The following is a 21,961-nucleotide window of genomic DNA, read 5'->3' on the forward strand; positions in this document are numbered from 1 at the left end:
CGAACGCCCTCGCCGAACGAAGCGAGGGGGGCGCGTGAGCTCTCAGTGGGACAGCCGGGACCCGGACGGACTGCTGGAACTGCTGCCGCAGTGGCACCGGCTGCGGGACGCCGACGCGGGCGAGCCGCTGCGCGCCCTGCTGGCCGTCATCGCCGAGCAGGTCGACCTCGTCCGCGGCGGCGTCGAACAGGGCTACCGGGACTGGTTCGTGGAGACCGCCGCCGACTGGGCCGTCGCCTACCTCGGCGACCTGGTCGGCTACCGGATCCTGCCCGGCTACGAGGAGGTGCTCGCCACCGGTCTGCACGGCGGCGCCTCCCCGGAGCGGGCCGCGGCCCGCGACCGGCTCGCCGCCCGGCTGGCGCCGCGGCACGACGTCGCGAACACCGTCGCCAACCGCCGCCGCAAGGGCACGCTCCCGCTGCTGGAGGAGCTGTCCGCCTCGGTCGCCGACTGGCCGGCCCGGGCCGTGGAGCTGTCCCGGCTGCTCGGCGGCACCCAGCCGGTGCGGCTGCTGCGCCCGGACGAGCAGCCGGCCGACCGTCAGCGGCTGGGCCGGGGCCGGCTGGTGGACGTACGGCGCGGCGCCGCGCTGGACCTGCTGGGCGGGCCCTTCGACGGGCAGGCGCACACCGTCGACGTCCGCCGGGCGGCCTCCACCCGCCGCCAGGGCGGCCACACGCCGGCCGGGGTCGCCCTGTACGTCTGGCGGCTGAAGCCGTACCCGGTCACCCGGTCCCCGGCCTACTGCATCGACCGGGCCAGGAACCTCTTCACGTTCTCCGTCCTCGGCAACGACGCCCCGCTGGTCACCCGGCCCGAGCCGGAGCCCTCGGCCACCCACCTCGCGGCGATCGACAACGTGCCGGCCCCGATCCGGCGCCGGCAGCTGGCCGAGCAGATGGCCGACTACTACGGGCCCGGCAGGAGCTTCGCCATCTGGCGCGACGGCGCCCAGGAACCGGTCCCGCCCGCGGAGATCACGGTGGCCGACCTGACCGGCTGGAGGTACCGGCCCAAGCGCGGCCAGGTCGCCGTCGATCCGGTGCTCGGCCGGATCGCCTTCGGCGCCCGCTCCGCCCCGCGCCGCGGCGTCTGGGTCGACTACCACTACGCGTTCGGCGACGACACCGGCGGCGGGGAGTACCCGCGGGACCGCCCGGACGCCCGGCACCGCACCGTCTACCAGGTGGGGCCCGGCCGGCCGTACGAGCGGATCAACGACGCCTACCAGCAGTGGCGCGCCGACCAGGCGGACGGCCGCGCGGGCGGCGCCGCCGTCATCGAGATCACCCACAGCGGCGCCTACCAGGAGCAGTTGGACTTCGACCTGGAGAGCGGGGACCGCCTCGAACTGCGCGCCGCCGAGGGCGCCCGGCCGGTGATCCGGCTGCTCGACTGGTACAGCAACCGGCCGGACGCGCTCAACGTCCGGGGCGTCTGCCCGGGCGGGCGGCTGGTCCTGGACGGCCTGCTGATCACCGGGCGCGGGGTCAACGTCACCGGGCCGCTCGCCTCCGTCACCCTGCGGCACTGCACCCTGGTGCCGGGCTGGTCGCTGGAACCGCACTGCGAACCGCACGCGCCGCACGAGCCCGGCCTCGTCCTGGACCACACCACGGCCTGCGTCCGGATCGAGCGCAGCGTCCTGGGTGCGATCCAGGTCGTCGGCGACCAGGTGGACGCCGACCCGCTGGAGATCCACCTCGCCGACAGCATCCTGGACGCCACCGGGTCCGACCGGCCGGCGCTCGCCGGGCCCGACTGCGAACACGCCCACGCGCTGCTGCACGCGCACCGCTCCACGGTGGTCGGCGAGGTGCACACCCACGCCGTGCCGATCGCCGAGGACTGCGTGTTCACCGGGCGGCTGCGGGTGGCCCGCCGCGCGGTCGGCTGCCTGCGGTTCTGCTACGTCCCCCCGGGCTCGCGCACCCCGCGCCGGTACGAGTGCCAGCCCGACCTGGCGCGCTCCGCGGTGACCGGGCTGGTCGAGCGCGGTGAGCTGCACCCGGCGCAGGCCGCACGGCTGCGCGACGTGGAGGCCGCCCGGGTCCGCCCGGTGTTCAGCAGCCTCCGGTACGGCACGCCCGACTACGGGCGGCTGGCCGCCGGGTGCGCGCCCGAGATCACCCGCGGCGCCGAGGACCGCTCCGAGATGGGCGCCTTCCACGACCTGTTCCAGCCCCAGCGCGAGGACAACCTGCGGGCGCGGCTGGCCGAGTACGCGCCGGCCGGCACCGACGCCGGCCTCTTCTTCGTCTCCTGACCCGCCCCCGCCCCTGGCACCGCCCCCGACCATCGACTGTGAGAGGGAACCCGTGCACGCAGACTTCTCGCGCCTGACGTTCCGGCCCGACAAGCACTACTCCGCGGTGCTGACCCAGCAGGGCCGCGTCCAGCTCGACGCCGACGCCAACGAGCAGGCCGCGATCGAGCGCTACCAGCTGCGCACGCTCGCCGCCGACCTGATCGGCCGCCGCGGCGGACCGGCCGCCGCACCCGGGTTCGCGATCGGCTACGTGCCGGGCAACCAGGACGCGGCCGACCTCACCATCGGCGGCGGCCGGTACTACGTGGACGGCATCCTGTGCGAGGCCTACCGGCCCGAGCCCGGCCCCGCCGTGCCCGACGACGGCCACTGGGGCGGCGACGGCGACGGGAGCGCCTCCCGGCAGGAGCCCGCCGTCTGGACGTACTGGGACCAGCCGGACGCCTACCGGGACCAGGAGCGCCCCGGCGACCGGCTGCCCGCCGAGTTCCCGTTCCTGGTCTACCTGAAGGTCTGGGAGCGCAGCGTCACCGCCGTCGAGGACCCGGAGATCCGCGAGGTCGCCCTCGGGGCGGCGATGCCCGACACGGCGGCCCGCGCCAAGGTGGTCTGGCAGGTACTCGCCCTGCCCGCCTCAGAGTTGAGCGTCCCGGACGGCGGGGTGTCCCGGGTCCGGGAGGCCTTCGACGCGTGGGCCGAACCGCAGGAGCGGGCCGCCGCCTGGCTGGCCGCGCGCGCCCGGCGGCCGGAACGGGCGAACGAGGACCCGTGCCTGGCCCACCCCGAGGCCGCCTACCGGGGCCCGGAGAACCAGATGTACCGGGTGGAGGTCCACCGGAGCGGCTCGGCCGAGTGCGGCGCGACCTTCAAGTGGTCCCGGGAGAACGGCTCGGTCGTCCTTCCGATCGCCTCGATCGAGGGCGTCTGGGTCGACCTCACCACGCTGGGCGACGACGACAAGCTCGGCCTCTCGGTCGGCGACTGGGTCGAGGTCGCGGACAGCGCGTACGTCAGCCGGGAGGAGCCGGCGGACCTGCTCCAGGTGGAGGAGACCGACCTGCCGGGCCGCCGGGTGCGGCTGTCCGCCGAACCGCCGCCGGAGGTCGGGCGGCTGGCCGAACGCCACCCCTTCCTGCGCCGCTGGGACCACCGCGCGCCCCGCGGCCGCGACGCCCTGCCGCTGGCCGGCGGCGCCCTGCGGCTCCAGGAGGGCGCCTGGCTCGACCTGGAGGACGGCGCCCAGGTGTACTTCCGCCCGGGCGGCGACTACGCCCGCGGCGACTACTGGCTCGTCCCGGCCCGCACCGCCACCGGCTCGGTCGAGTGGCCGCAGAACACCGCCGGCGAAGCCCTCCTCCAGCCACCGGCCGGAGTCCGGGTGCACCACGCCCCCCTCGCCTGGGTGAAGGGCCCGACCACGGTCGTCGACCTCCGCCAGACCTTCACCCCCCTGACGGCCCCCGCCCCGCAGGAAGCCTGACCCGCCCGGGTTCCTCCCACGAGCTCAGCCGCTCCAGGTGCTGGTCGTGCCGGTCGTGCCGGTCGTGCCGGTCGCCCGGGGCGTGCCTCCGGTGGTGGTGCCCCGGGCGGCCGGGGCGTCGGCTCCGGAGCCCGAGGTGGTCGTGCGCACGGCCGGGGCGGTGGTGCCGGCCACCGGGCCGGACGAGGTGCGGGGCGCGGCCGGGGCCGCCGGGGTGCGGGGTGCGGCGGTGGTCCGGCGGGCGGCGGGGGCGGTGGGCGCGGCGGCGGGGGCGTCGCCGCCCGGTGCGATCCGCTCGATCCGCAGCACCAGGTTGCGGTCCTGGCGGTCGCCGGCCCGGTCCTGGTTGCGACTGTGCACGACCTGCGTCGACACTCCCCCGATGTCCTGCCACCGCCCCTGCACGGCACGGCTGTTGGGGTTCCACCCGCCCTCGTCCCGGTGCTCCAGCTCGAGTTCCCAGCGCTCCGCCTCGACGACGTGGACGGCGCCGACCTCGCCGGGGATCACCACCGGGGCGGCGCCCCGGACGGTCACCACCGCCCGCTGGGGGAACCGCCCCTCCACCGCCGTCACCGTGATCCGGCTCGCCCCCTGGTACCAGGCCATCGCTGTGCTCCCTCGTCCGTCCTTCGGGCCGGCTGCCGACAGCCCCCAGCCGGTAGCACGGACGGCGCCCCCTCCGGGGTTCGACCCGCCCGCGTCCGGTACCGGGGAGCCGGGAACGGCCGGCGGCCGGTCGCGGGCGGACCGGAGTCCACCCGCGACCGGCCGCCGGTATCGGCTCAGTGCTCCTTGTCCCGCGCGAGCACACCCGCCTGCCGCGCCGTCAGCTTCCCCTGGCCGTACAGCCAGCGCACCGTGTCGGCCATGGTGTCGGCCGTCGGCCTCGGCGTCAGTCCGCCGGTGCTGGCGGCGGGGTCGACCGGGACCGCGCAGGCGCAGGTGTAGACGGCCCCGTACTCGGCGGGGATGTGCCAGGGCCATCCGCGCTGGAGCAGGCCGGCCAGGGCGCCGACCGGCAGCATGGCGCGGGCCGGGAGGAAGGCCGCGGGCAGCCGCCGCCCGGTGACCTCCCGCAGGGTCCGCACGTACTGCCGGGTGGACAGGTGGCGCCCGGGCCCGAAGTGCCGATCGGTGCCCGCCCTCGGCGCGGTCAGCAGCCGGGCGTGCAGCCGCGCGGTGTCCCGGACGTCGCCGACCGGGAAGCCGCCGAGCGGCCAGATCGGCATCAGCCCGCGCAGGGCGTTGCGCAGCCGGGCGTTCTGGTCGCCCGGCCCCGGGTCCTGCGGGCCGAGCAGCGCGGGCGGGTAGCTGATGACCACCGGCGCGCCGTCCCGCTGGTGGCCCCGCGCGATCCGCTCGGCCGCGGCCTTGGTCGCCATGTACGTGTCCCGGGGACGGCCGACCGGGGAGTGCTCCCCGAGCGGCCGTCCCGGGGACGGCAGCAGGGCGACGACGCTGGAGACGTGGACGATCGGGTCGGCGCCCGACCGGCGGGCGGCGCCCAGCACCAGTTCGGTGCCCCGTTCGTTGGTCCGGCGCATCTCCGCGTTCCGCCGGCTGTCGAAGGAGTACACCGCGGCCGCGTGCAGGACGGCGTCGGCGCCGCGCACCGCCAGGGCCGCGCCGCCCTCGTCGGTCACGTCCCCGACCACCAGGTCGACGGCGTCCGGGTCCACCGCCAGCAGGCCGAGCGCCCGTTCCGCGGCCTGCGGGTCGCGGACCAGCATCCGCACCCGGTGTCCGCCGCGGACCATCGCCGCGACGGAGTGGAGGCCGAGGAATCCGGTGCCGCCGGTCACGCTCACCAACATCGGTCCATCCCCCGCTCAGCCGATCCCTTCCGGTTTCCCGCCGACGCCCCGGTGGAAGGCGCCGCCGTAGAACAGCAGCGCCTGCCGGTGGTCGGACCAGTCCGCGGCCAGCACCTCGCCGAGGAAGATCGAGTGGTCGCCGCCGTCGTACTGCTCGGCGAGCTTGCACTCCAGCCAGGCCAGCGAGTCCGACAGCAGCGGGGCCCCGGTGAACGGGCCGGGCTGCCAGTCGAGGCCGTCGAACTGGGCGGCGCCGCGCGGCCTGCTCTTGTTCGCGAAGTACCGCGCCAGGCTCTCCTGTTCGGCGCCGAGCACGGAGACCGCGAAGGACCTGGTCGCCGTGATCGCCTCGTGCATCGTCGCGGAGCGGGCCACGCAGCACAGCACCATCGGCGGTTCCAGGGAGACCGAGCTGAACGCGTTGGCGGTCATCCCGTGGACGTTCTCCCCGCCCGTGGTCAGCACCGTGATCCCGGTGGCGAACCGGGCCATCGTCTCGCGCAGGGCGCCCGGCAGGACGGCCCGGTTCTCGGCCACCGGGGCCGGCGCAGGGGCCGCGGCCGGGGCCGGCGGCCGGGTGTTGACCGGGGACGGGCCGTTGCCGATCACAGCGCCCGCCCCGTCTCCACCGGCCCGCCGGGCGCGGCCTGGGCCGCGAGGGCCCGCGCGACGGCCGGTCCCTCCGCGTACGGCACCAGCGCCCGGCGCAGCGCCTCGGGCACCCGGGCGGGGACGGTGGCCGTGTTCGGTCCGCGCATGCACGCGATCCGCTGCCGGCCGCGGGCGACCAGGTTCTCCTGCTCGCCGTCGATCCGCAGGTAGTCGAAGCTGAACTGGATCTGGGTCTGGGTCAGCTCCTCCAGCCGCATCCGGACCGACAGCTCGTCGAACGAGGTGATCTCGGCGAAGAAGTCGCACTCCACCTTGAGGGTGAACAGCTTCAGGTCGTCCTGGAGCTCGGCGAGCACCTCCGGCGCCTTGTCCTTGAGGAACATCTCCCGACAACGCCCCTGCCAGCGCAGGTAGTTCACGTAGTACACGTTGCCGACGAGGTTGGTCTCCTCGAACCCCACGGTGTGCCGGATCTCGTAGTAGGCCGACATCACTTCTCCTTTCCGACGAGGACCGCGAAGAGCACCGGCTCCGTCCGGTCGTTGACGGTGGTCACCCAGGTGGCGACGGAGGCGTCACCGGCGGACAGCACCACCCAGCCGCCGGGGTGGACCCGGTCGAGGGTCAGCGCCTGGGTGGTGGCACCGGACTTGCGCAGGCATTCCAGCGCGCTCCAGACCCGGGTGCCGGCCACCGCCGGGCTGCACCCCGCATCGGTCACCAGCAGGTCCCGCAGGGCGAGTTGGCCGGCGCCCAGCAGCGCGTCCCAGTCCTCGGCGGTCCGCTCCACGACGGTCTCGACGTCGCAGGCGAGCCGCCCCCGCCCGGCCACCGCGAGGGTCAGGCCGGCGGCGTGCGAGGCCGACACCGTGGTTCCCTCGAGTTCCGGCGCACCGGCGAGTTCGGGCTTGCCGTCCGGCCGGTGGCGCAGTTCCACCGGCCGGCCCAGCGCCCGGCCGAGGGCGGTCGCGGTGCGGGCCCTGCGGTCCCCGTCCAGGGCGGCGGCCTGCGCCGTGCCGTCCGCGGCGGGCTTGGCCTCGGGTTCGACGACCACCGCGCGACTGCCGCCCAGCACCCGTTCCAAGCCGCGTTCCAGGTACGAGCCGAGCATCGCGGGCACCCACGGCCCGGCTCCGTCGCGCTTGCGGACGGCGACCAGGGTCAGCCCCTCCCAGCGCTCGACCACCTTCCCGGACGGGGTGCGCACGTCGAGGTCGTAGACGTAGCTGTCCCCGTCCTGCGAGCGCTCCCTGGCGTCGAGCACCACGTACTCGGAGTCCTGGTCGGCCGGGTCGGCCAGCCAGAGCCGTTCGATGCCCTGCGGCAGCAGCGTGGCGTCCGGCACGCAGCACTGGATGGCGTGCATCATCGCGTCCCGGGTGCCGGGGTCGGCCAGCCGCTGGTCCTGCGGCAGGAAGGCCGCGAACCACGGCGCCTGGGCGGTGGTGGAGATCTCCGCCAGCGCGTGCCGGGCGCTCGCCCGCCGGTACTCCAGCAGCCGCTGGAACCGCTTGCCCTGGAAGAGCACGCTGCCGTACAGCTCGGTCACCGGGTCCACCGGCACCGCCGGCAGGCCGAACCCGGCCGGCACCGGCGCAGCGGGCACCTCGGACCGCGGGTAGCGCAGCGTGGCCCTGAAGTGGTCGGCCGCGAAGTCGGTGCCCTCGCTGCGCAGCACCACGTCGACCGTCCCGGGATCCCGGACCAGTGCCGCGATCCGGATGGTGGTCGAGCCGCCCGGCCGGACCACCACGGGCCGCCGGAACTCGACGTCCTCCAGCAGCGGCGGGCCCTGGTGGCCGCTCACCGCGGCGGCGACCTGGGCCATCGCCTCCATGCCGAGCACGGCGGGGAAGAGCAGGTCGTCCTGGAGCCGGTGGTCGCTCAGGTACGGGTCGCCGCCCTCGGTGAGCTCGGTCTCGGTGATCAGCTCGATGCCGGGGTGGTGCGCCACCACCCGCTCCACGAACCTGGTCAGCGGCAGCTCCTGCCGGACGGTGGCGAGGGTCGGCAGGCCGCCGGCCCGTCCGCTCACCACCAGGACGGGGCCGGCCGTCGGGTCCGCGAGCACCTCGCGGAGCACCTGGATGCCGTTCTCGGTGGAGATCGGCGTGATGCCCTCCCGGATCAGCGCCTCGACGACGCCGAGCCGTTCGCCCATGCCCGCGCCCGACCAGACCGACCACTCCAGCGCGAGGGCGCGGGCCTTCGGGTACCGCTGCTGGAAGCGGAGGGTCAGTTCGGTCATCCAGTCGTTGGCGGTGGCGTAGTGCGCCTCGCCGCGGAGCCCGGCCCGGCCGATGATCGAGCCGAAGGTGACCAGCAGCTTGAGGCGTTCCGGTCGGACGGCCGCGAGGACCGCCTCCAGGCCGTCGGTCTTGGGCGCCAGGGTCTGCCGGAAGTCCTCGGCGGTCAGCGCCTCCAGTGAGGCCGGGTGGTTGCGCCCGGCGCCGTGCAGCACCGCGGTGACCGGGCCGAGCCCGCTCTCCAGCAGGGCCACCGCGGCGGCGACCTCCCCGGCCGAGGTGACGTCGGCGCGGGCGTAGCGGTAGCGCAGGCCGGCGTCGTCCATCCTGGCGAGGTTGCCGGCGAGTTCGCGGTCGGTGGCCGGGTCGGCGCGGCCGATCAGGGCCAGGGCCGCCCCGGAGTCCTTGGCCATCGCGATGGCGCACTCGGCGGTGATGCCCTTGCCGCCACCGGTGACCAGCAGGACGTCCCCGGCGTCGAGCGGGGAGCCGCCCTCCGGTACCGGGCTCAGCTGGAGCGGGCGCAGTAGCGGGACGGTCCGGCTGCCGTCCGGCTGGTAGCGGACCTCCGCGAAGCCGGCCGTGGCGGCGGTCTCGGCGACCACCCGGGCCACCGCCTCGTCGCGGGCGGTCCCCTCCGGCGCGGTGTCGGGCAGTTCGACGATCGTGGTCGGGACGGACGGGTGCTCCAGGTGCAGGGTCTTCGCCAGCCCGGCGGCGCCGAGCCGGTGCTGGACCACGACCAGCCGGGTGCCTTCGGGGGCGGCCAGCACGGCCCGCCCGGCGGCCAGGAAGAGCTCCGTCTCGTCCGGTCCGCACGCGTCCGGGAGGCAGAGCAGCACGCCGTCCCCGAGGCCCGCGGCGGCGAGCGCGGTGCGCAGCGGCTCGGCCAGCGGGTGGCCGGGCGTGCTGTGGACCGTCCAGTGGCCGGCGGGGTCCGCGGGGCCGGGCTGCGGCCGGGCCGGCAGGGCGGCCGCCACGTGCTCGACCGCGAAGGGCCGCACCCACGGGGCGACGCCGTCGACCTCGCCCGCCGACGCGGCGCCGTCCTGCGCGGTGTCGGCCAGCTGGTCGATCAGCTCGGCGATCCCGCCCAGGTTGACGGTCGCGTAGTTGGGCGTGGCGGCGAGCACGGGCCGGCCGAGCGCCCGGGTGACGTCGTTGACGATCTGGCCGATGGTGATGGAGCTCAGGTGCAGGTCGTCCATCGGGTGGGTCTGCGCGGTGACGGAGTCCAGCGGCAGTTCGACCCGCTCGGCGGCGAGCCGGCGCAGCAGCTCCAGGGTGGAGTCCTGGGCCGCGTCGGTGTCCGCGGACGCCTTCGCGCCGTCCCGCTCGGTCCGGTCCGGTCCGCCGTCCCGGGCGGCTCGGTCCGCCAGGTCCGCCAGGTCGGCGTCGATGGCGGGAGCCGCCTCGCACGGGTTGGCCAGGAAGGTCATCGCGCCGTCGGCCGGCAGCGGCCGCACCAGGCGGTCGCCGAACAGGGCCTCGGTCCGCAGCGGTGTGCCGAGCACGTACGCGGCGCCGGCGACCCTGAGCAGCGGGCCGAGCGAGGGGCTGTCGGTGTCGACCGCCAGGGTGGTGAGGTCCGGGGCGATCTCCGCCAGCAGGCCGGACAGCACCCGGCCCGGTCCGACCTCCACGACCAGGTCGGCGCCGGCGACCGCCTCGGTGGCGGCTTCCTGGAACCGGACCGGGAGCAGGACCTGCTCGCGCAGGACCTCCCGCAGGTCGGCGGACGGGTCCAGGAACCGGCCGGTGACCGTGGAGGCGATCGGGCGGACCGGCTCGCTGAAGTCGAACTCCGCCAGTTCGGCCGCCATCGCGACCGCGGCCGGCTCGACGAGCGGCGAGTGGAAGGCGTGCGACACGTTCAGCCGGGTCGCCGTGACGCCCTCGGCCGCGGCCCGGCGGCAGACCTCGTCGACCGCCTCGGCGGGGCCGGAGAGCACGGTCTGCCGGGGTCCGTTGTAGCCCGCGACGACCACGTCCTGGCCGGCCGACAGCCGGGCGGCCTGCTCCGGGGTCGCCGCCAGGCCGGCCATCGCGCCGCCGCCGCGGCTCGCCCGCGCCATCACCCGGCCGCGGACGGTGGCCAGGCGCACCACCTGCTCCTCGGTCATCGTGCCCGCCCAGTGCAGGGCGGTCAGCTCCCCCAGGCTGTGGCCGACGGCGGTGTCGGCCCGGATGCCGATCGCGTCGAGCACCCGCAGGGCGGCCAGCGAACCGGTGACGATGCGCGGCTGGGCCACCTGGGTGGCGACCTGGTCGTCGCCGGTGGGCAGCGCGGCCGCCCGGAACACCTCCTCCGCCGTGGCGAACCGGCGCCGGATCGCGCCGACGGCGCCGCGGCCGGAGCCCTGTCCCGGGAAGAGGTAGACGATCCGGGGGGCGGTGCGGGCGCGGCCGAGGAAGACTCCCTCACCGGCCGAGAACGCCTCCCGCGCACCGGAGTCGAGCAGGGCCAGCAGCCGTTCGAGGCCGCGCACGGCGTCGTCCGGTGTGGTCGCGACGACGGCGGCGCGCACCGGGCCGCCGGTCTGCCGGTCGGCCAGCGTGCCGGCCAGGTCGGCCAGTTCGGCCTGGGCCAGCTTCGGTACGAGTTCCAGCAGGCGGGCCAGTTCCGCGCGCAGCGCGGCCGTGTCCGCCCCGTCCAGCAGCAGCAGTTCGGCGTCCTGGCGGCCGGCGACCAGCCGGGTGGTGCGCTCGTCGAGCGCCTCGCGCCGGGTGCTGCCGGGTGCCTGGGCGACCGCGACGTGGGTGTTGATCCCGCCGAAGCCCATCGCCGACACCCCGGCCCGGACCGGCTGGTCGGCGGGCCAGAGCTCGGCCTGGCGCGGGACGTACATCGCCGCCTCGTCGCCGAGCAGGCCGGGGTGCGGGTCGATGTGGCCGGTGGCCGGGGGGATCACCTGGTGGTGCACGGCGAGGGCCGCCTTGATCAGACCGGCGACGCCGGCGGCGGCCTTGGTGTGCCCGAAGTTCCCCTTGACCGTTCCCAGCGCGGCCGGACGGGCCGTCGGGTCGGCGAGGCGGCGGGCGGAGGACAGCGCCTCGATCTCGGTGGCGTCGCCGAGGGCCGTGCCGGTGCCGTGGCCCTCGAAGTAGGAGACCGTCTCGACGCCGTAGCCCGCCCGCTGGTAGGCGCGGGTCAGCGCCAGTCGGTGGCCGCCGGCCTCCGGCCGGGTGATGCCGCCCTTGCCGTCGGAGGAGACGCCCCAGCCGCTGATGCTCGCGTAGATCCGCCGGCCCTGTGCCACCGCGTCCCGCTCGCGCATCAGCACGAGCATGCCGGAGCCCTCGCCGGGCCAGAAGCCGTTGGAGTCCCGGTCGTAGACCTTCATCTCGCCGGTGGCCAGCGCGCCGGTCTTGGCGAAGCCGATCACCTCGAACGGGTCGATGGAGAGGTCGACGCCGCCGGCGACGGCCACGTCCAGCTCGCCGTCGGCGAGCGCCTTGGCCGCCGTGACGACGGACAGCAGCGAGGAGGAGCAGGCGCCGTCGACCGTGTAGCCGCCACCGCGCAGGTCGAAGTGGTTGCAGATCCGGCCGGCGATGGTGTTGGCGAGGCCGCCGGCCAGCGAGTCCTCGTCGATGGCCGGGAAGGGTGCCTTGTACTGCGGCTCCAGCTCCTGGAGGAACGTGGCGACCTCGCCCTCGGACCAGCCGTGGCCGGCCAGCGCGGCGGCCACCGTGCGGCGCACGTAGGGCCACCGCAGCCGCATGATGTTGGCCCGCGAGAATTCCCCGGTGAGGCTGTTTCCGACCACCACGCCGGTGCTCTGGTGGGGAAGTCCCGAACCGTCCGGGAATCCGGCGTCGGCGAGCGCCTCGGCGGCCACGTCGAGGGCCAGCCAGTGCGTCAGGTCGGTCGCCCGGTAGGTGCTCCCGGCGACGCTGTACTTGATGCGGTCGAACGCGTAGTCCCGGAGGACGGCGGCCTTTTTCGTGTAGTGCCGGTCGGGCGCTCCCCGGTCCTCCGACCAGTAGTCCGCCTGGTTCATCCGCTCGTCCGGCAGCCGCCGGAAGGCCCGCCGACCACCCAGTACGTTGTCCCACAGTTCGCTCGCCGAATTGGCGTCCGGGTAACGGAGTCCAATTCCCACGATAGCGATCCGCTCACTGCTCACGTATTCACCACCCATGGAGATGAATTGACGGCGAATATTGTCGCCGGCTCGACACTCTGCACTGTCGTCAAGCGTGCATCTGCGGCCGTCCGGATGTCTTCTCCGAGTTTGCTTTCCGACTGGTCCGGGCCGGTGCTTTTCCATAACGGCGTGATGCCGCTTTTCCATAACGGTGTGATTTCCTGGCCGCGCTATTCGATAACGCCGTGATTATCCGGCCGTCCGCGTCCGGGAACGCACCGAGGCTCCCGCCGGTCGGCGGGAGCCTCGGTCGTGCGGACGTGCGCGGGGTCAGGTGCCGGCGGCCGCCGGGACGCGGTCGCCGAGCCGGGCGCCCAGCTCCCGGGCCGCCGTCAGGGCGGCCCAGGCGGTGAGCTCGATCAGTGCGGCGTCGCCGGGCCGGTCGCGCCGGAACCCGGCGACGACACCGTCGTCGACCTGGTACGAGGCCTTGGCGGTCAGCAGGGCCAGCCGGCCCGCCGGACGCTCGTCCCCGGGCAGCGCCGACACCGCGTCCTCGACCCAGCCGCGGCCGAGCCCCGGCGGTCGGCCGTCCCACCCGGCCAACTGGTCCAGGACCAGGCCGCGGACGCCGTCCGGAACCGACCGGGCGCCCGCCGCGTCGATCACGGCGGCCGCCCGGGCGAACGCCCCGGCGACGCTCGGGGTGCCCGCCGCCCAGCGCAGGTCCCCGGGCAGCGGCGCGGACGGCAGCAGGTCGAGCGAGGTCCCGGCCGGCGGGGCGACGCGCGCCCCGCGGCGCATCAGCCGGCCGAGGACGGCCCGCGCCGCCGACCGCGCGGCCGCCGGGAGGCCGGCCGGCAGCGGGCTCTCCGCGAGGAACAGGTTGACCATGCGGTTGAGGTAGTGGAAGGTGACCGCCACCCCGACCAGCTCGGGCGCCGCCTCCGCCGGGAACGGCGGCCCCGCGCCCGGCGTCCGCCCGTGGTCCCCGTCCTCCCGGAACCAGTCGGCCGACGCCTCCGCCGCCGCCCGGGCCGTGCCCGGGGCGCCCGCCCCGGGCAGCAGCGCGCCCAGCGTCGCGCTGTGCACCTCCACGCAGTACGGGCAGGCGTTGGCGGCCGAGACGGCCGCGGCCACCGCCTCCTTGGTCGCCCGGTCGACCCGCCCGCCGGCGACCAGGGTCTCCCGCAGCATCACCCAGGACGCGGCGAGCACCTCCGGCGCGGCGGCGTGCAGGCCGATCGGCGGTGCGAGCATCCCGAACTCCCGCTCGACCTCGGTGTAGACCCGGGCCACCTCCTCCCCCGCGTCGGCCGGCCGCACCGGGGCGACCCGGTGGATCCCCGCCATGGACCTCCGCAGGGCCGGCCGCAGGAACGGTGTCGTCATGTGCCCCTCCTCGATGGCTCGATCCGGCGACGGGTGTCCGCTACCGGCGCATCAGGCCGGGCAGCTGCACCTGCACGCCCCGCCGTCCGCTGGTGCCGCCGTCCGGCGCGGGCGCGCCGTACTTGACGTTCACGCCGCGCTGCTGCGCGGCGGCCACGATGCCGGGGATCGCGCGCTCGGCGAGCGCGGAGATGGTCAGCGCGGGATTGACCGTCAGCGCCCCCGGGACGGCGGAGCCGTCGGTGACGAAGATGCCCGGGTGGTTGCGCAGTTCCTGCCGGTCGTCGAGCGCCGAGGTCCGCGGGTCGTCGCCGATCCGGCAGGACGCCAGCGGGTGCACGGTGTAGGCGCCCACCAGGTCGTTGGTCCACGGCATGACCCGGGCGAGGCCGTCGCGCTCCAGGATGTCCTTGACGACCGCGTCCGACTCCTCCCAGGCGCGCAGGGTGTTGGCGGTCGGCCGGTACGAGATCGTCCCGCGCCCGAGCATCTGCTGGGAGATCCGTTGCGCGTTGCCGGTGGCCGGCGGCGGGCCGAAGACGCCCTCGTTGTCGTCCTCGATCATGGTGAAGACGGTCAGCCAGGACTGCCACTGCCGGACCAGTTCCTTCTTCTCCACGCCGAACCAGCTGGGCCCGCTCGCGTCGGGCACCTGGGCCAGGATGGTGCCGAACCCCGGCGGGAAGTAGAGCTGCTCCAGGGAGAACCGGGAGTGCTCCGGCAGCGAGCCGTCGAGGTTGTCCCAGCTCGCCACGACCGGGCCCTTGCCGATCTGGTTGGCCCGGAACGCCCGGCCGTCGGAGCGCTTGAGCCCCAGCAGGTCGCGGGCCTTGTCCTCGTCGACGACGGCCGTGTTGAGGCGCTCCCCGTTGCCGGAGAAGTAGCGGCCCACCGCGTGCGGCATGGTGCCCAGGTTCGCCTCGGAGCGCTGGAGGATCACCGGGGTGGCGCCGGCGCCGGCGGCGAGCACGATGATCTTCGCGTCGATCGTGCCGCTGCCGACGTGCACCCGGTAGTCCTCGTCGTCGACGACCGAGTAGTGCACCCGGTAGCCGCCGTCGTCCGTCCGGGAGAGCTGCTGCACCTCGTGCAGCGGCCGGATCTCGGCGCCGTGCGCGAGGGCCGCGGGCAGGTAGTTCAGCAGCAGCGACCGCTTGGCGTCGAAGCGGCAACCGGACATCATCCAGTTGCAGTTGGTGCACTTGGCCCGGTCGATGGCGGCCGGGACCGGGTTGGCGGTGCGTCCCGCGTGCTCGCAGGCGGCGGCGAACAGCCCGCCCGCGAACGTGACGTCGTTCCAGTCCTGCTGGGTGATGGGAAGCGCCTCGGCCACCCGGTCGTACCAGGGGTCGAGGACGTCCCGGTCGATGGCGGCCGGCCACATCCGGCGGCCGATGCTGCCGCGGCGCTCGAAGACGAACCGCGGCGCGCGCGGCATCGCGGCGAAGTACACCACGCTGCCGCCCCCGACGCAGTTCCCGCCGAGCAGGCTCATGCCGTCGCCGACCACGAAGTCGAAGATCCGGGTGTACGAGGAGCCGAGCATGAAGTCGTGGTCGAAGTCGTCCGCCTTGAGCCACGGGCCGCGCTCCAGGATGGTGACCTTCGCGCCGCCGGCCGCCAGGTGGTACGCCGCGATCGCGCCGCCGAAGCCGCTGCCCACGATCAGGACGTCGGTGCTCTCGGTGCTTGTCATGCGGGACTCCCTGAAGACGTGGTGTCCGGGTGGCGCTCGGCCAGCTGCCTGCCGTACGAGAAGTCGGGGAACCGCCACAGGCCGTCCTGGTCCGGCTTCATGAACCCCATCCCGGTGAGGCCCGGGTGGCCCGCCTCCAGCGCGTCCGTGGTGTGCATGTGGGCGGCGGTGTCGAAGGCCATGTTGGCGAACAGCGCCAGCAGGACCCAGAGTTCACGTTCCTGGTGGTCCTTGCCGGTCAGCGCCTGCACCAGGCTGGTCCGGTCCGCGAACGGAAGGGCGACGAACGGCGGCACCGAGTCGTCGAGCCGCAGGCCGTGCTCGTCCGCGTACGTGCTCGCGTGGCGGTTCAGCGCCTGCTCGTAGTCGTCCAGGGCGCCCGTCAGTCCGGTCGCGGGAGTCTCCAGCAGCTCGATGGCGCCCGCCTGGACGGCGCCGCCGCCGGTCGAGGCCCCGGCCACCGCCCGGTCGTCGGGGGAACGCTTCTCGCCCGGGACGATGGTGTCCGCGAACGCTTCGAGCGTCATGGTCCGGTAATCGTGTCGATCTGAGGTAGGCGAGCCCACCGGCATCTCCTCAGGTTCTTGTCGAAAAGCGGGCCGGCGCACATCGGCCGATCCCGATTCGCATACGCGACTGTGGCATCGTGCGCGTAATTCGCCCTCGTCCGCATCTCCCGTGTTGCTGAGGGCGACCGGCGGCCGTTCAAACCTGAATTCCGGGACTTCTCCCGGATCGGCATGCCAGCGGCAAGTGCCACCGGACCGTTGCGACTGTCATGTGCCTGCTGCTACGGTCGTCACTTGCTATGGCGGCGACAATTGTCAGCTTCGCCTTTCCGAAGGGGGTCCTCCCTTCGCTTGCCTGGCACGGACGGTCGGCCGGTCACCGCGGCCGCGACTTTCGTTCCCGATCATCGCCAGGATGGAATTTCCGTTCATCCGCAGGTGCAGCGGAGAAGCTGGAGTCAAAGATGACATCTGCCATCGAGCAAGCCGTTTCCCGGGCCATCGAGACCATGCACGACAACATCGGTGAGCTGCTGACCATCGACGACATGGCGCAGGCGGCCATGTACAGCAAATTCCACTTCTCCCGGGAATTCCAGAGGATGACCGGGGTTTCGCCGCGGCGGTTCCTGTCCGCCATCCGCCTCGAAACGGCCAAGCGCCTCCTCATCGAAACGACGTTCACGGTGACCGAGATCAGCCACCGCGTGGGCTACAACAGCGTCGGTACGTTCAGCTCGCGGTTCGCCAGTAGCGTCGGCGTCCCCCCCACCACCTACCGCCAGCTCGGGGGTTTCACTCCCCGGATCGAGGTCGACTTGCGCGGCCTGGCCCGCGGCACGGAGCTCTCCACCTTCCGCGGCGAGATCCGCGCCCCGATCGCCGGGGACCTCGGCCGGGTGTACGTCGGGCTGTTCCCCACCCGGGTCCCCGAGGGACGGCCGGCCGCGTGTACCGTCCTCCCCCGCCCCGGGGTCTTCTTATTCGACCAGGTGCCGGCCGGCACCTGGTACCTGCTGGCGCACTCCGTCCCGGCCGCCTTCGACGAGGTGCTGACGGGTGATCGCGAGGTCTCGGTGGGATCGGTCGGACCGATCGAGGTGCGGCCGGACGTGCCGCTGCTGCCGATCGAACTGCGCCTGCGCCCGGCCCGCGTCCTCGACCCGCCGGTCCTGCTGGCCCTGCTGGACGCCCGGGCGGTGGCGCTGGCCACCGAACGGGCCCTGATCACCGACACCGCCTGATCCGGCGTGGCCGGCACCACGGCGGCCTCCGCACAGAGCCCCCGCGACGTCCGTCGCGGGGGCTCTGCCGTACGGGCTCCGCCGGGCGGGACCGGCGGGGTGGTCGCTCAGCCGACGGAACGCACCGTCATCGGCAGGCCGCCGCGCACCCGCAGCGACAGCATCGGCTCGGCCACCACGCGGTACCCGGGCACCTTGGCCAGACGGAGGTCGCGGGCGACCATGGCGATCGTGAAGGTCGCCTCCAGCAGCCCGAGGTGGTTGCCGATGCAGAAGCGCGGCCCTGCCCCGAACGGGATGTAGGCGTAGCGCGGCCGATCGGTGGCCCGGTCCCGGTCGAACCGCTCCGGGTCGAACTGCTCCGGGGCGTCCCAGAACCGGGGGTGGCGGTGCAGGGTGTACGGGCAGATCAGGACGTCGGCGCCGGCCGGGACGTGGTACCCGCCGACCTCGTCGTCCGCCTGGGCCTGCCGGGGCAGGATCCACACCGGCGGGTAGAGCCGCATGACCTCCTCCACCACCATCGAGGTGTACCGCAGGCGGTGCAGGTCGTCGAACTCGGGCAGGCGGTCGCCGAGCACCTCGACGGCCTCGGCGTGCAGCCGGTCCATCACCTCGGGGTGCCGGTCGGCCAGGTAGAAGGTCCAGCCCAGGGTGCTCGCCGTGGTCTCGTGGCCGGCCAGCAGCAGGGTGACCAGTTCGTCGCGCATCCGCTGCCGGGCGACCGCGCGGTCGGGCTCCTGGCGGGTGGCGACGATCAGCCGGGACAGCGCGTCGTCCCCCCCGATCTCCCCGCCGTCGCGGGAGACCCGTTCCGCCACCAGCCGGTCGACCACCTTCTGCAGGTCCCGCCGGGCCTTGCGGAAGCGCAGCTGCGTGGACAGCGGCACCCAGCCGGGCACCATGCCCATGGTGACCATGTCGAACATCGCCTGGTCCTGCACGGCCTCGAAGTCGTGCCCGACCGCCTCGAAGGCGCTGAGGTCGACGTCGAGCAGGGTGCGGCCGAGCACCCCGAGGGTGAGCGCCGTCACCTCCTTGACCAGGTCGACCGGTCCGCCGCCCTCGTGCGCCCGCAGCCGGCCGACCAGCTTGGCCGCCTCCTCCGCGACGGCGTCGGCCTGTTGGACGATCCGCTTGTGCTGGAAGGCGGGCTGGATCTGCCGGCGCTGCTTGCGCCAGAGCTCCCCCTCGCTGGTCAGCAGGCCGTTGCCGAGGGCGCGCCGGGCCTGGGCCAGCCCGATCCCCTTGTGGTAGTTGGCCGCGTTGTCCGCGAGCACGTGCTTGGCGTGGTCGGGGTGGTTGAAGAAGTAGAGCGTCTTGGGGCCCATGGAGATCCGGACCGCGTCGCCGTACTCCGCGGCGGCGGAGCGCATCATCGAGAGCCGGTCCCCCACCAGCCTGCGCAGCAGGACGGGGGCGGCCCGGCGCGGCGGGCCGGGCGGCACCCGGTGGGCGGCGGCCACGGCTAGCACCCCCCGACGGCGGGGAAGCGGTCGGCGATGGCCTGGCGCCACACCTCGTACGCGGGCAGTGCGCCGGGCACCGGCCCGGCCGGGCGCACCTCCTGGGTCACCGCGGCCGCCTGGGCGGACGACATCCCGCAGAAGACGCGGGTGGCCAGCTCGGTGTGCGGCACCAGCAGTCCGGCCCGGATCCGGGCCTCCGCGGCGAACGCGCTGCCCTGGGCGACCATCGCCCGGTGCTCGCCGGCCCGCTCCCGGAACGCGCACAGTTCGGCCTCGCCCACGCCCCCGGCGTAGGTGGCGGCCAGTCCGGCGCCGCCGTAGAGGTCGGACCACCGGGACTCCGGGAACTTCTCGATCATGGTCGCCACCAGGTCGGCGTCGGTGCCGCCGACGAACCACAGGGCCCGGCCGATGCCCTGGTCGATGGCGCGGCCCGCGTACGACGGGTGGTCGTGCGCCGGCCAGGGGAACGCCGGATCCCGGTACTGCTGGTGGACGTACCGGTCGGTGCGGAAGTACGCCTGGTGGAAGCCGTACCCGTCGAGCACCAGCCAGCGCAGCAGCGGGTCGAGCGCGTCGATGTCGGGCCAGCGGAACCTGGGCAGCCGGGCCATCGCCCAGCCGATCCCGACGTAGACCATGTAGACGTGGTCGGCGCCCCGGCCGGTGAGGAAGCGGGCCACCGAGTCGCGGCCGGTCAGCCGCAGCCCGTCGAGCATGGCGAAGCCCATTCCGGCGCCCTCGTAGGCGAAGCCGCGGAACCGGACCGGGATCTCCTCCAGCGGGTGTTCCGCCTCGGCCGGGTTCCGGGCCTCCACGGCGTGGGCGTAGCCCTCCAGGAAGCGCGCGCCGACCGTCTCCAGGATTTCCTGGGCGGCCGGCGACTTCCGGTGGAAACCACGCGTTTCCAGGAGCGTTTCAGAGGTGTTCGGGGTGAGAATTCGACGTCGGAGCGTCCGCCATGCACTGGCCACGCCATACTCCTCTCGGTTTTCCCGCGAGGCGGCCGATCCGCCCCGCGGAGGGGTTCGCACCCGTCCGGCCCGGGCCCTGCGCGCGGGCGCTCAGTGCGCCGGGGCCGTCGGAAGCGGCGCGGGCCCGCCGTCCCGGAAGTGCGCGCGCACGTTCGCCCGCCACAGCTCGTACGGGGGCGTCCCGCCGGCGGCGCCCGCGCCGAGGTCGTCCACGGCGCAGGCGTCGGCGAGCTTCGCGGCCGCCTCCACCGACAGGCCGGTCAGGCTCGTCGAGGCCACCTCGGAGTGCGCCGGGACGAAGCCCGCGTACGCGCGCGCCTTGGCGGCGAACACCGACCCCTGGGCGAGCTCCGCCCGGTGCGGGCCCGCCGTGTCGGCCAGCCCGGCCAGGCCCTCGGCCGTGCCGCCCCCGGCGAAGGTCGCGGCCAGTCCCACGCCGCTCCACAGGTCGCCCTGCCGGTCCGCGCCGAACTTCCTTACGGCGGCCGCGACATGGGCCGGCGATCCGCCGTGGATGAACCACAGCGCCCGTCCGACGCCCTGGTCGACCGCCCGCTGGAAGTAGCCGGGCGCGCCCTGCCACGGGTACGGCTTCGGCCGGCGCTGCTCGTCCACCCAGCGCCGGGTGTGGAAGTAGGCGAGGTCGAAGCCGTAGCCGTCGACGGCCAGCCAGCTCATGGTCGGGTGGTAGGGCGTCCCGGTGAGGTCCGGCAGCACCTTGCGCCACAGCGACCTCGGCAGCCGCGCCATGGCGAAGCCGATGCCGATGTACGCCAGGAAGATGTGCGGCTGCCCGGGCCCGGCCAGCAGGTCGCGGGTGCGGTGGCCGCCGCCCATCGCGTCCAGGACGGTGAAGGCCATCGTGGCGCCCTCGTACGCGAATCCGCGCTGTTCCGGCTCGACCAGGCCGAGCCTGCGCTCGACCTCCCACTGGCCGCGGGCGTCGATCCCCCACTCGAAGCCGCAGACCACCGCCTGGGGCACCGCCTCCAGCCGTTCGGTGGCCTCCGTCGGTGTCACCGGGAATCCCCGCCCGGCGAAGGTCACCGAGGCCAGTGACGGTGTCAGTACCAGCCGGCGCAGCGATCCGAAGGTCGTCGGCACGATGCCTCCCAGGCTCACGTCCAGAAATCAACGGTCCCCCCATGGTCCTGACGCCGGGTCACGGTCCGCATCTCCGCGGTTGCGTTCCTGGATCCGCCCGGCCCCCGGACATCTTCGGACGTGCTCCGCCCGCCCGCGTCGGCCTTGCCGCGGGGCCCTGGCACCACAATGGAACCGGCCCGCGCGAGACCGGAGTTCCGGCGTCGCCGGTCCGTCCCGTCACGGCCGTCCAACCGAAGGAGAGCCCGTATGAGCACGTATCAGCGGAACGCCGAGGCCACGCCCGGGTCGCTCTGGGAGCGGGCGCCCGACCACCTCGCCTACCGCGGTTCCCGGGAGTACGTCACCGCGTTGGTGCAGCGCCCCGGGGCGGCCGGTGTTCCGGTGCCCGCCTGCCCGGGGTGGACCGTCCAGGACGTGGTCGGCCATCTGCTGGAGGTCTGCCGGACGGTGGCCGCCGACGCGCCCGGCAACCTGTGGGAGGTCCCGCACGACGGCTCCGGCGACGGCCTGGCCGGCCTGCTCGCCGAGTGGAAGCGGCTGGACGGCCCGGTGGAGCGGGTGATCACCGAGTCCCCGCAGCTGCGGCACACCATGCTGATGATGGACGCGTTCACCCATGAACTCGACATCCGGGGCGCGCTGGGGGTGCCGGTGGTGCCGGAACACCCCTCCTACCCCTCGTCGTTGGACCTGGTGGTGCGGGGCTTCTCCGCCGCGGTGCGCACCCGGGGCCTTCCGGCGCTGCGGATCGAGACGCCGGGCGCCGAGTGGCTGGCCGGGGACGGCGAGCCGGCCGCCGTGCTGCGCGGGCACCGGCACGACCTGCTGCGTTCGCTCACCGGCCGGCGGTCGCTCGGCCAGATCGCCGAACTGGCCTGGAGCGCCGCGCCCGAGACCTGGCTGCCCGCGTTCACCTGGGGGCCGTTCCACCCGCCGGCGAAGCCCGTCGAGGCGGTGCTCGCCGAGCGGTAGGCCGCCGGCCCGCCCTTCCCGCCGGCCCGCCCTTCCCGGCGGGCCGCCCTTCCCGGCGGAACGGCGAACGGCGCTGGGGC

General features: G+C 74.7%; 15 protein-coding genes. 4 read left to right on the plus strand and 11 right to left on the minus strand.

The window, feature by feature from the left end; genetic code table 11:
* Window positions 1-34 precede the first annotated feature (34 nt).
* Window positions 35-2,269: a hypothetical protein gene (locus ACZ7RU_RS13250; protein WP_470341016.1), complete on the plus strand. Its 2,235-nt coding sequence runs from the start codon at window positions 35-37 to the stop codon at window positions 2,267-2,269.
* Between the two features lie 52 nt (window positions 2,270-2,321).
* Window positions 2,322-3,752, plus strand: a complete 1,431-nt coding sequence (locus ACZ7RU_RS13255; protein ID WP_470341017.1) for a DUF6519 domain-containing protein — start codon at window positions 2,322-2,324, stop codon at window positions 3,750-3,752.
* A 24-nt stretch (window positions 3,753-3,776) separates the two neighbouring features.
* Here the strand turns inward: ACZ7RU_RS13255 and ACZ7RU_RS13260 are convergent, their stop codons facing one another.
* The 8 genes from ACZ7RU_RS13260 to ACZ7RU_RS13295 all read right to left on the minus strand — a co-directional run bounded on the left by ACZ7RU_RS13260 (window position 3,777) and on the right by ACZ7RU_RS13295 (window position 16,133).
* On the minus strand, window positions 3,777-4,361 hold the full coding sequence (locus tag ACZ7RU_RS13260; RefSeq protein ID WP_470341018.1) for a hypothetical protein: 585 nt from the start codon (window positions 4,359-4,361) through the stop codon (window positions 3,777-3,779).
* Between the two features lie 176 nt (window positions 4,362-4,537).
* On the minus strand, window positions 4,538-5,569 hold the full coding sequence (locus ACZ7RU_RS13265) for an NAD-dependent epimerase/dehydratase family protein (protein WP_470341019.1): 1,032 nt from the start codon (window positions 5,567-5,569) through the stop codon (window positions 4,538-4,540).
* A gap of 15 nt (window positions 5,570-5,584) precedes the next feature.
* Window positions 5,585-6,178 carry a flavin reductase family protein gene (locus ACZ7RU_RS13270; protein ID WP_470341020.1) on the minus strand — a complete coding sequence of 198 codons (594 nt, stop codon included), beginning with the start codon at window positions 6,176-6,178 and terminating at the stop codon, window positions 5,585-5,587.
* Complete coding sequence (locus ACZ7RU_RS13275; RefSeq protein WP_470341021.1) at window positions 6,175-6,672, minus strand: acyl-CoA thioesterase; 498 nt, start codon at window positions 6,670-6,672, stop codon at window positions 6,175-6,177. Before ACZ7RU_RS13275 ends, ACZ7RU_RS13270 begins: the two co-directional genes overlap by 4 nt.
* Entirely contained in the window at window positions 6,672-12,725 is a 6,054-nt protein-coding gene (locus ACZ7RU_RS13280) for a type I polyketide synthase (RefSeq protein ID WP_470341022.1), read from the minus strand. Before ACZ7RU_RS13280 ends, ACZ7RU_RS13275 begins: the two co-directional genes overlap by 1 nt.
* Before the next feature lie 123 nt (window positions 12,726-12,848).
* On the minus strand, window positions 12,849-13,910 hold the full coding sequence (locus ACZ7RU_RS13285) for a carboxymuconolactone decarboxylase family protein (RefSeq protein ID WP_470341023.1): 1,062 nt from the start codon (window positions 13,908-13,910) through the stop codon (window positions 12,849-12,851).
* 40 nt (window positions 13,911-13,950) lie between these two features.
* Complete coding sequence (locus tag ACZ7RU_RS13290) at window positions 13,951-15,606, minus strand: GMC family oxidoreductase N-terminal domain-containing protein (protein ID WP_470341024.1); 1,656 nt, start codon at window positions 15,604-15,606, stop codon at window positions 13,951-13,953.
* Complete coding sequence (locus ACZ7RU_RS13295; protein ID WP_470341025.1) at window positions 15,603-16,133, minus strand: DUF5987 family protein; 531 nt, start codon at window positions 16,131-16,133, stop codon at window positions 15,603-15,605. The genes ACZ7RU_RS13290 and ACZ7RU_RS13295 overlap by 4 nt, the downstream gene beginning before the upstream one ends.
* Window positions 16,134-16,579: 446 nt before the next feature.
* Between ACZ7RU_RS13295 and ACZ7RU_RS13300 the strand changes: the two genes are divergently transcribed.
* Window positions 16,580-17,359: a helix-turn-helix transcriptional regulator gene (locus tag ACZ7RU_RS13300; protein ID WP_470341026.1), complete on the plus strand. Its 780-nt coding sequence runs from the start codon at window positions 16,580-16,582 to the stop codon at window positions 17,357-17,359.
* Window positions 17,360-17,466: 107 nt separating this feature from the next.
* On the opposite strand, the gene ACZ7RU_RS13305 is transcribed toward ACZ7RU_RS13300, so the two are convergent.
* The 3 genes from ACZ7RU_RS13305 to ACZ7RU_RS13315 all read right to left on the minus strand — a co-directional run bounded on the left by ACZ7RU_RS13305 (window position 17,467) and on the right by ACZ7RU_RS13315 (window position 20,906).
* Window positions 17,467-18,825 carry a cytochrome P450 gene (locus ACZ7RU_RS13305; protein WP_470341027.1) on the minus strand — a complete coding sequence of 453 codons (1,359 nt, stop codon included), beginning with the start codon at window positions 18,823-18,825 and terminating at the stop codon, window positions 17,467-17,469.
* Window positions 18,826-18,827: 2 nt separating this feature from the next.
* Window positions 18,828-19,802 (minus strand): DUF1702 family protein, encoded by a 975-nt coding sequence (locus ACZ7RU_RS13310; protein WP_470341028.1) that lies wholly within the window; start codon window positions 19,800-19,802, stop codon window positions 18,828-18,830.
* Between the two features lie 90 nt (window positions 19,803-19,892).
* The gene (locus ACZ7RU_RS13315) at window positions 19,893-20,906 is read right to left on the minus strand and encodes a DUF1702 family protein (protein WP_470341029.1); all 1,014 of its coding nucleotides are present in this window, start codon (window positions 20,904-20,906) and stop codon (window positions 19,893-19,895) included.
* A 249-nt stretch (window positions 20,907-21,155) separates the two neighbouring features.
* Between ACZ7RU_RS13315 and ACZ7RU_RS13320 the strand changes: the two genes are divergently transcribed.
* On the plus strand, window positions 21,156-21,881 hold the full coding sequence (locus tag ACZ7RU_RS13320) for a maleylpyruvate isomerase family mycothiol-dependent enzyme (RefSeq protein WP_470341030.1): 726 nt from the start codon (window positions 21,156-21,158) through the stop codon (window positions 21,879-21,881).
* The last annotated feature ends 80 nt before the right edge of the window (window positions 21,882-21,961 follow it).

The organism is Kitasatospora sp. NPDC114501 (assembly GCF_055633695.1).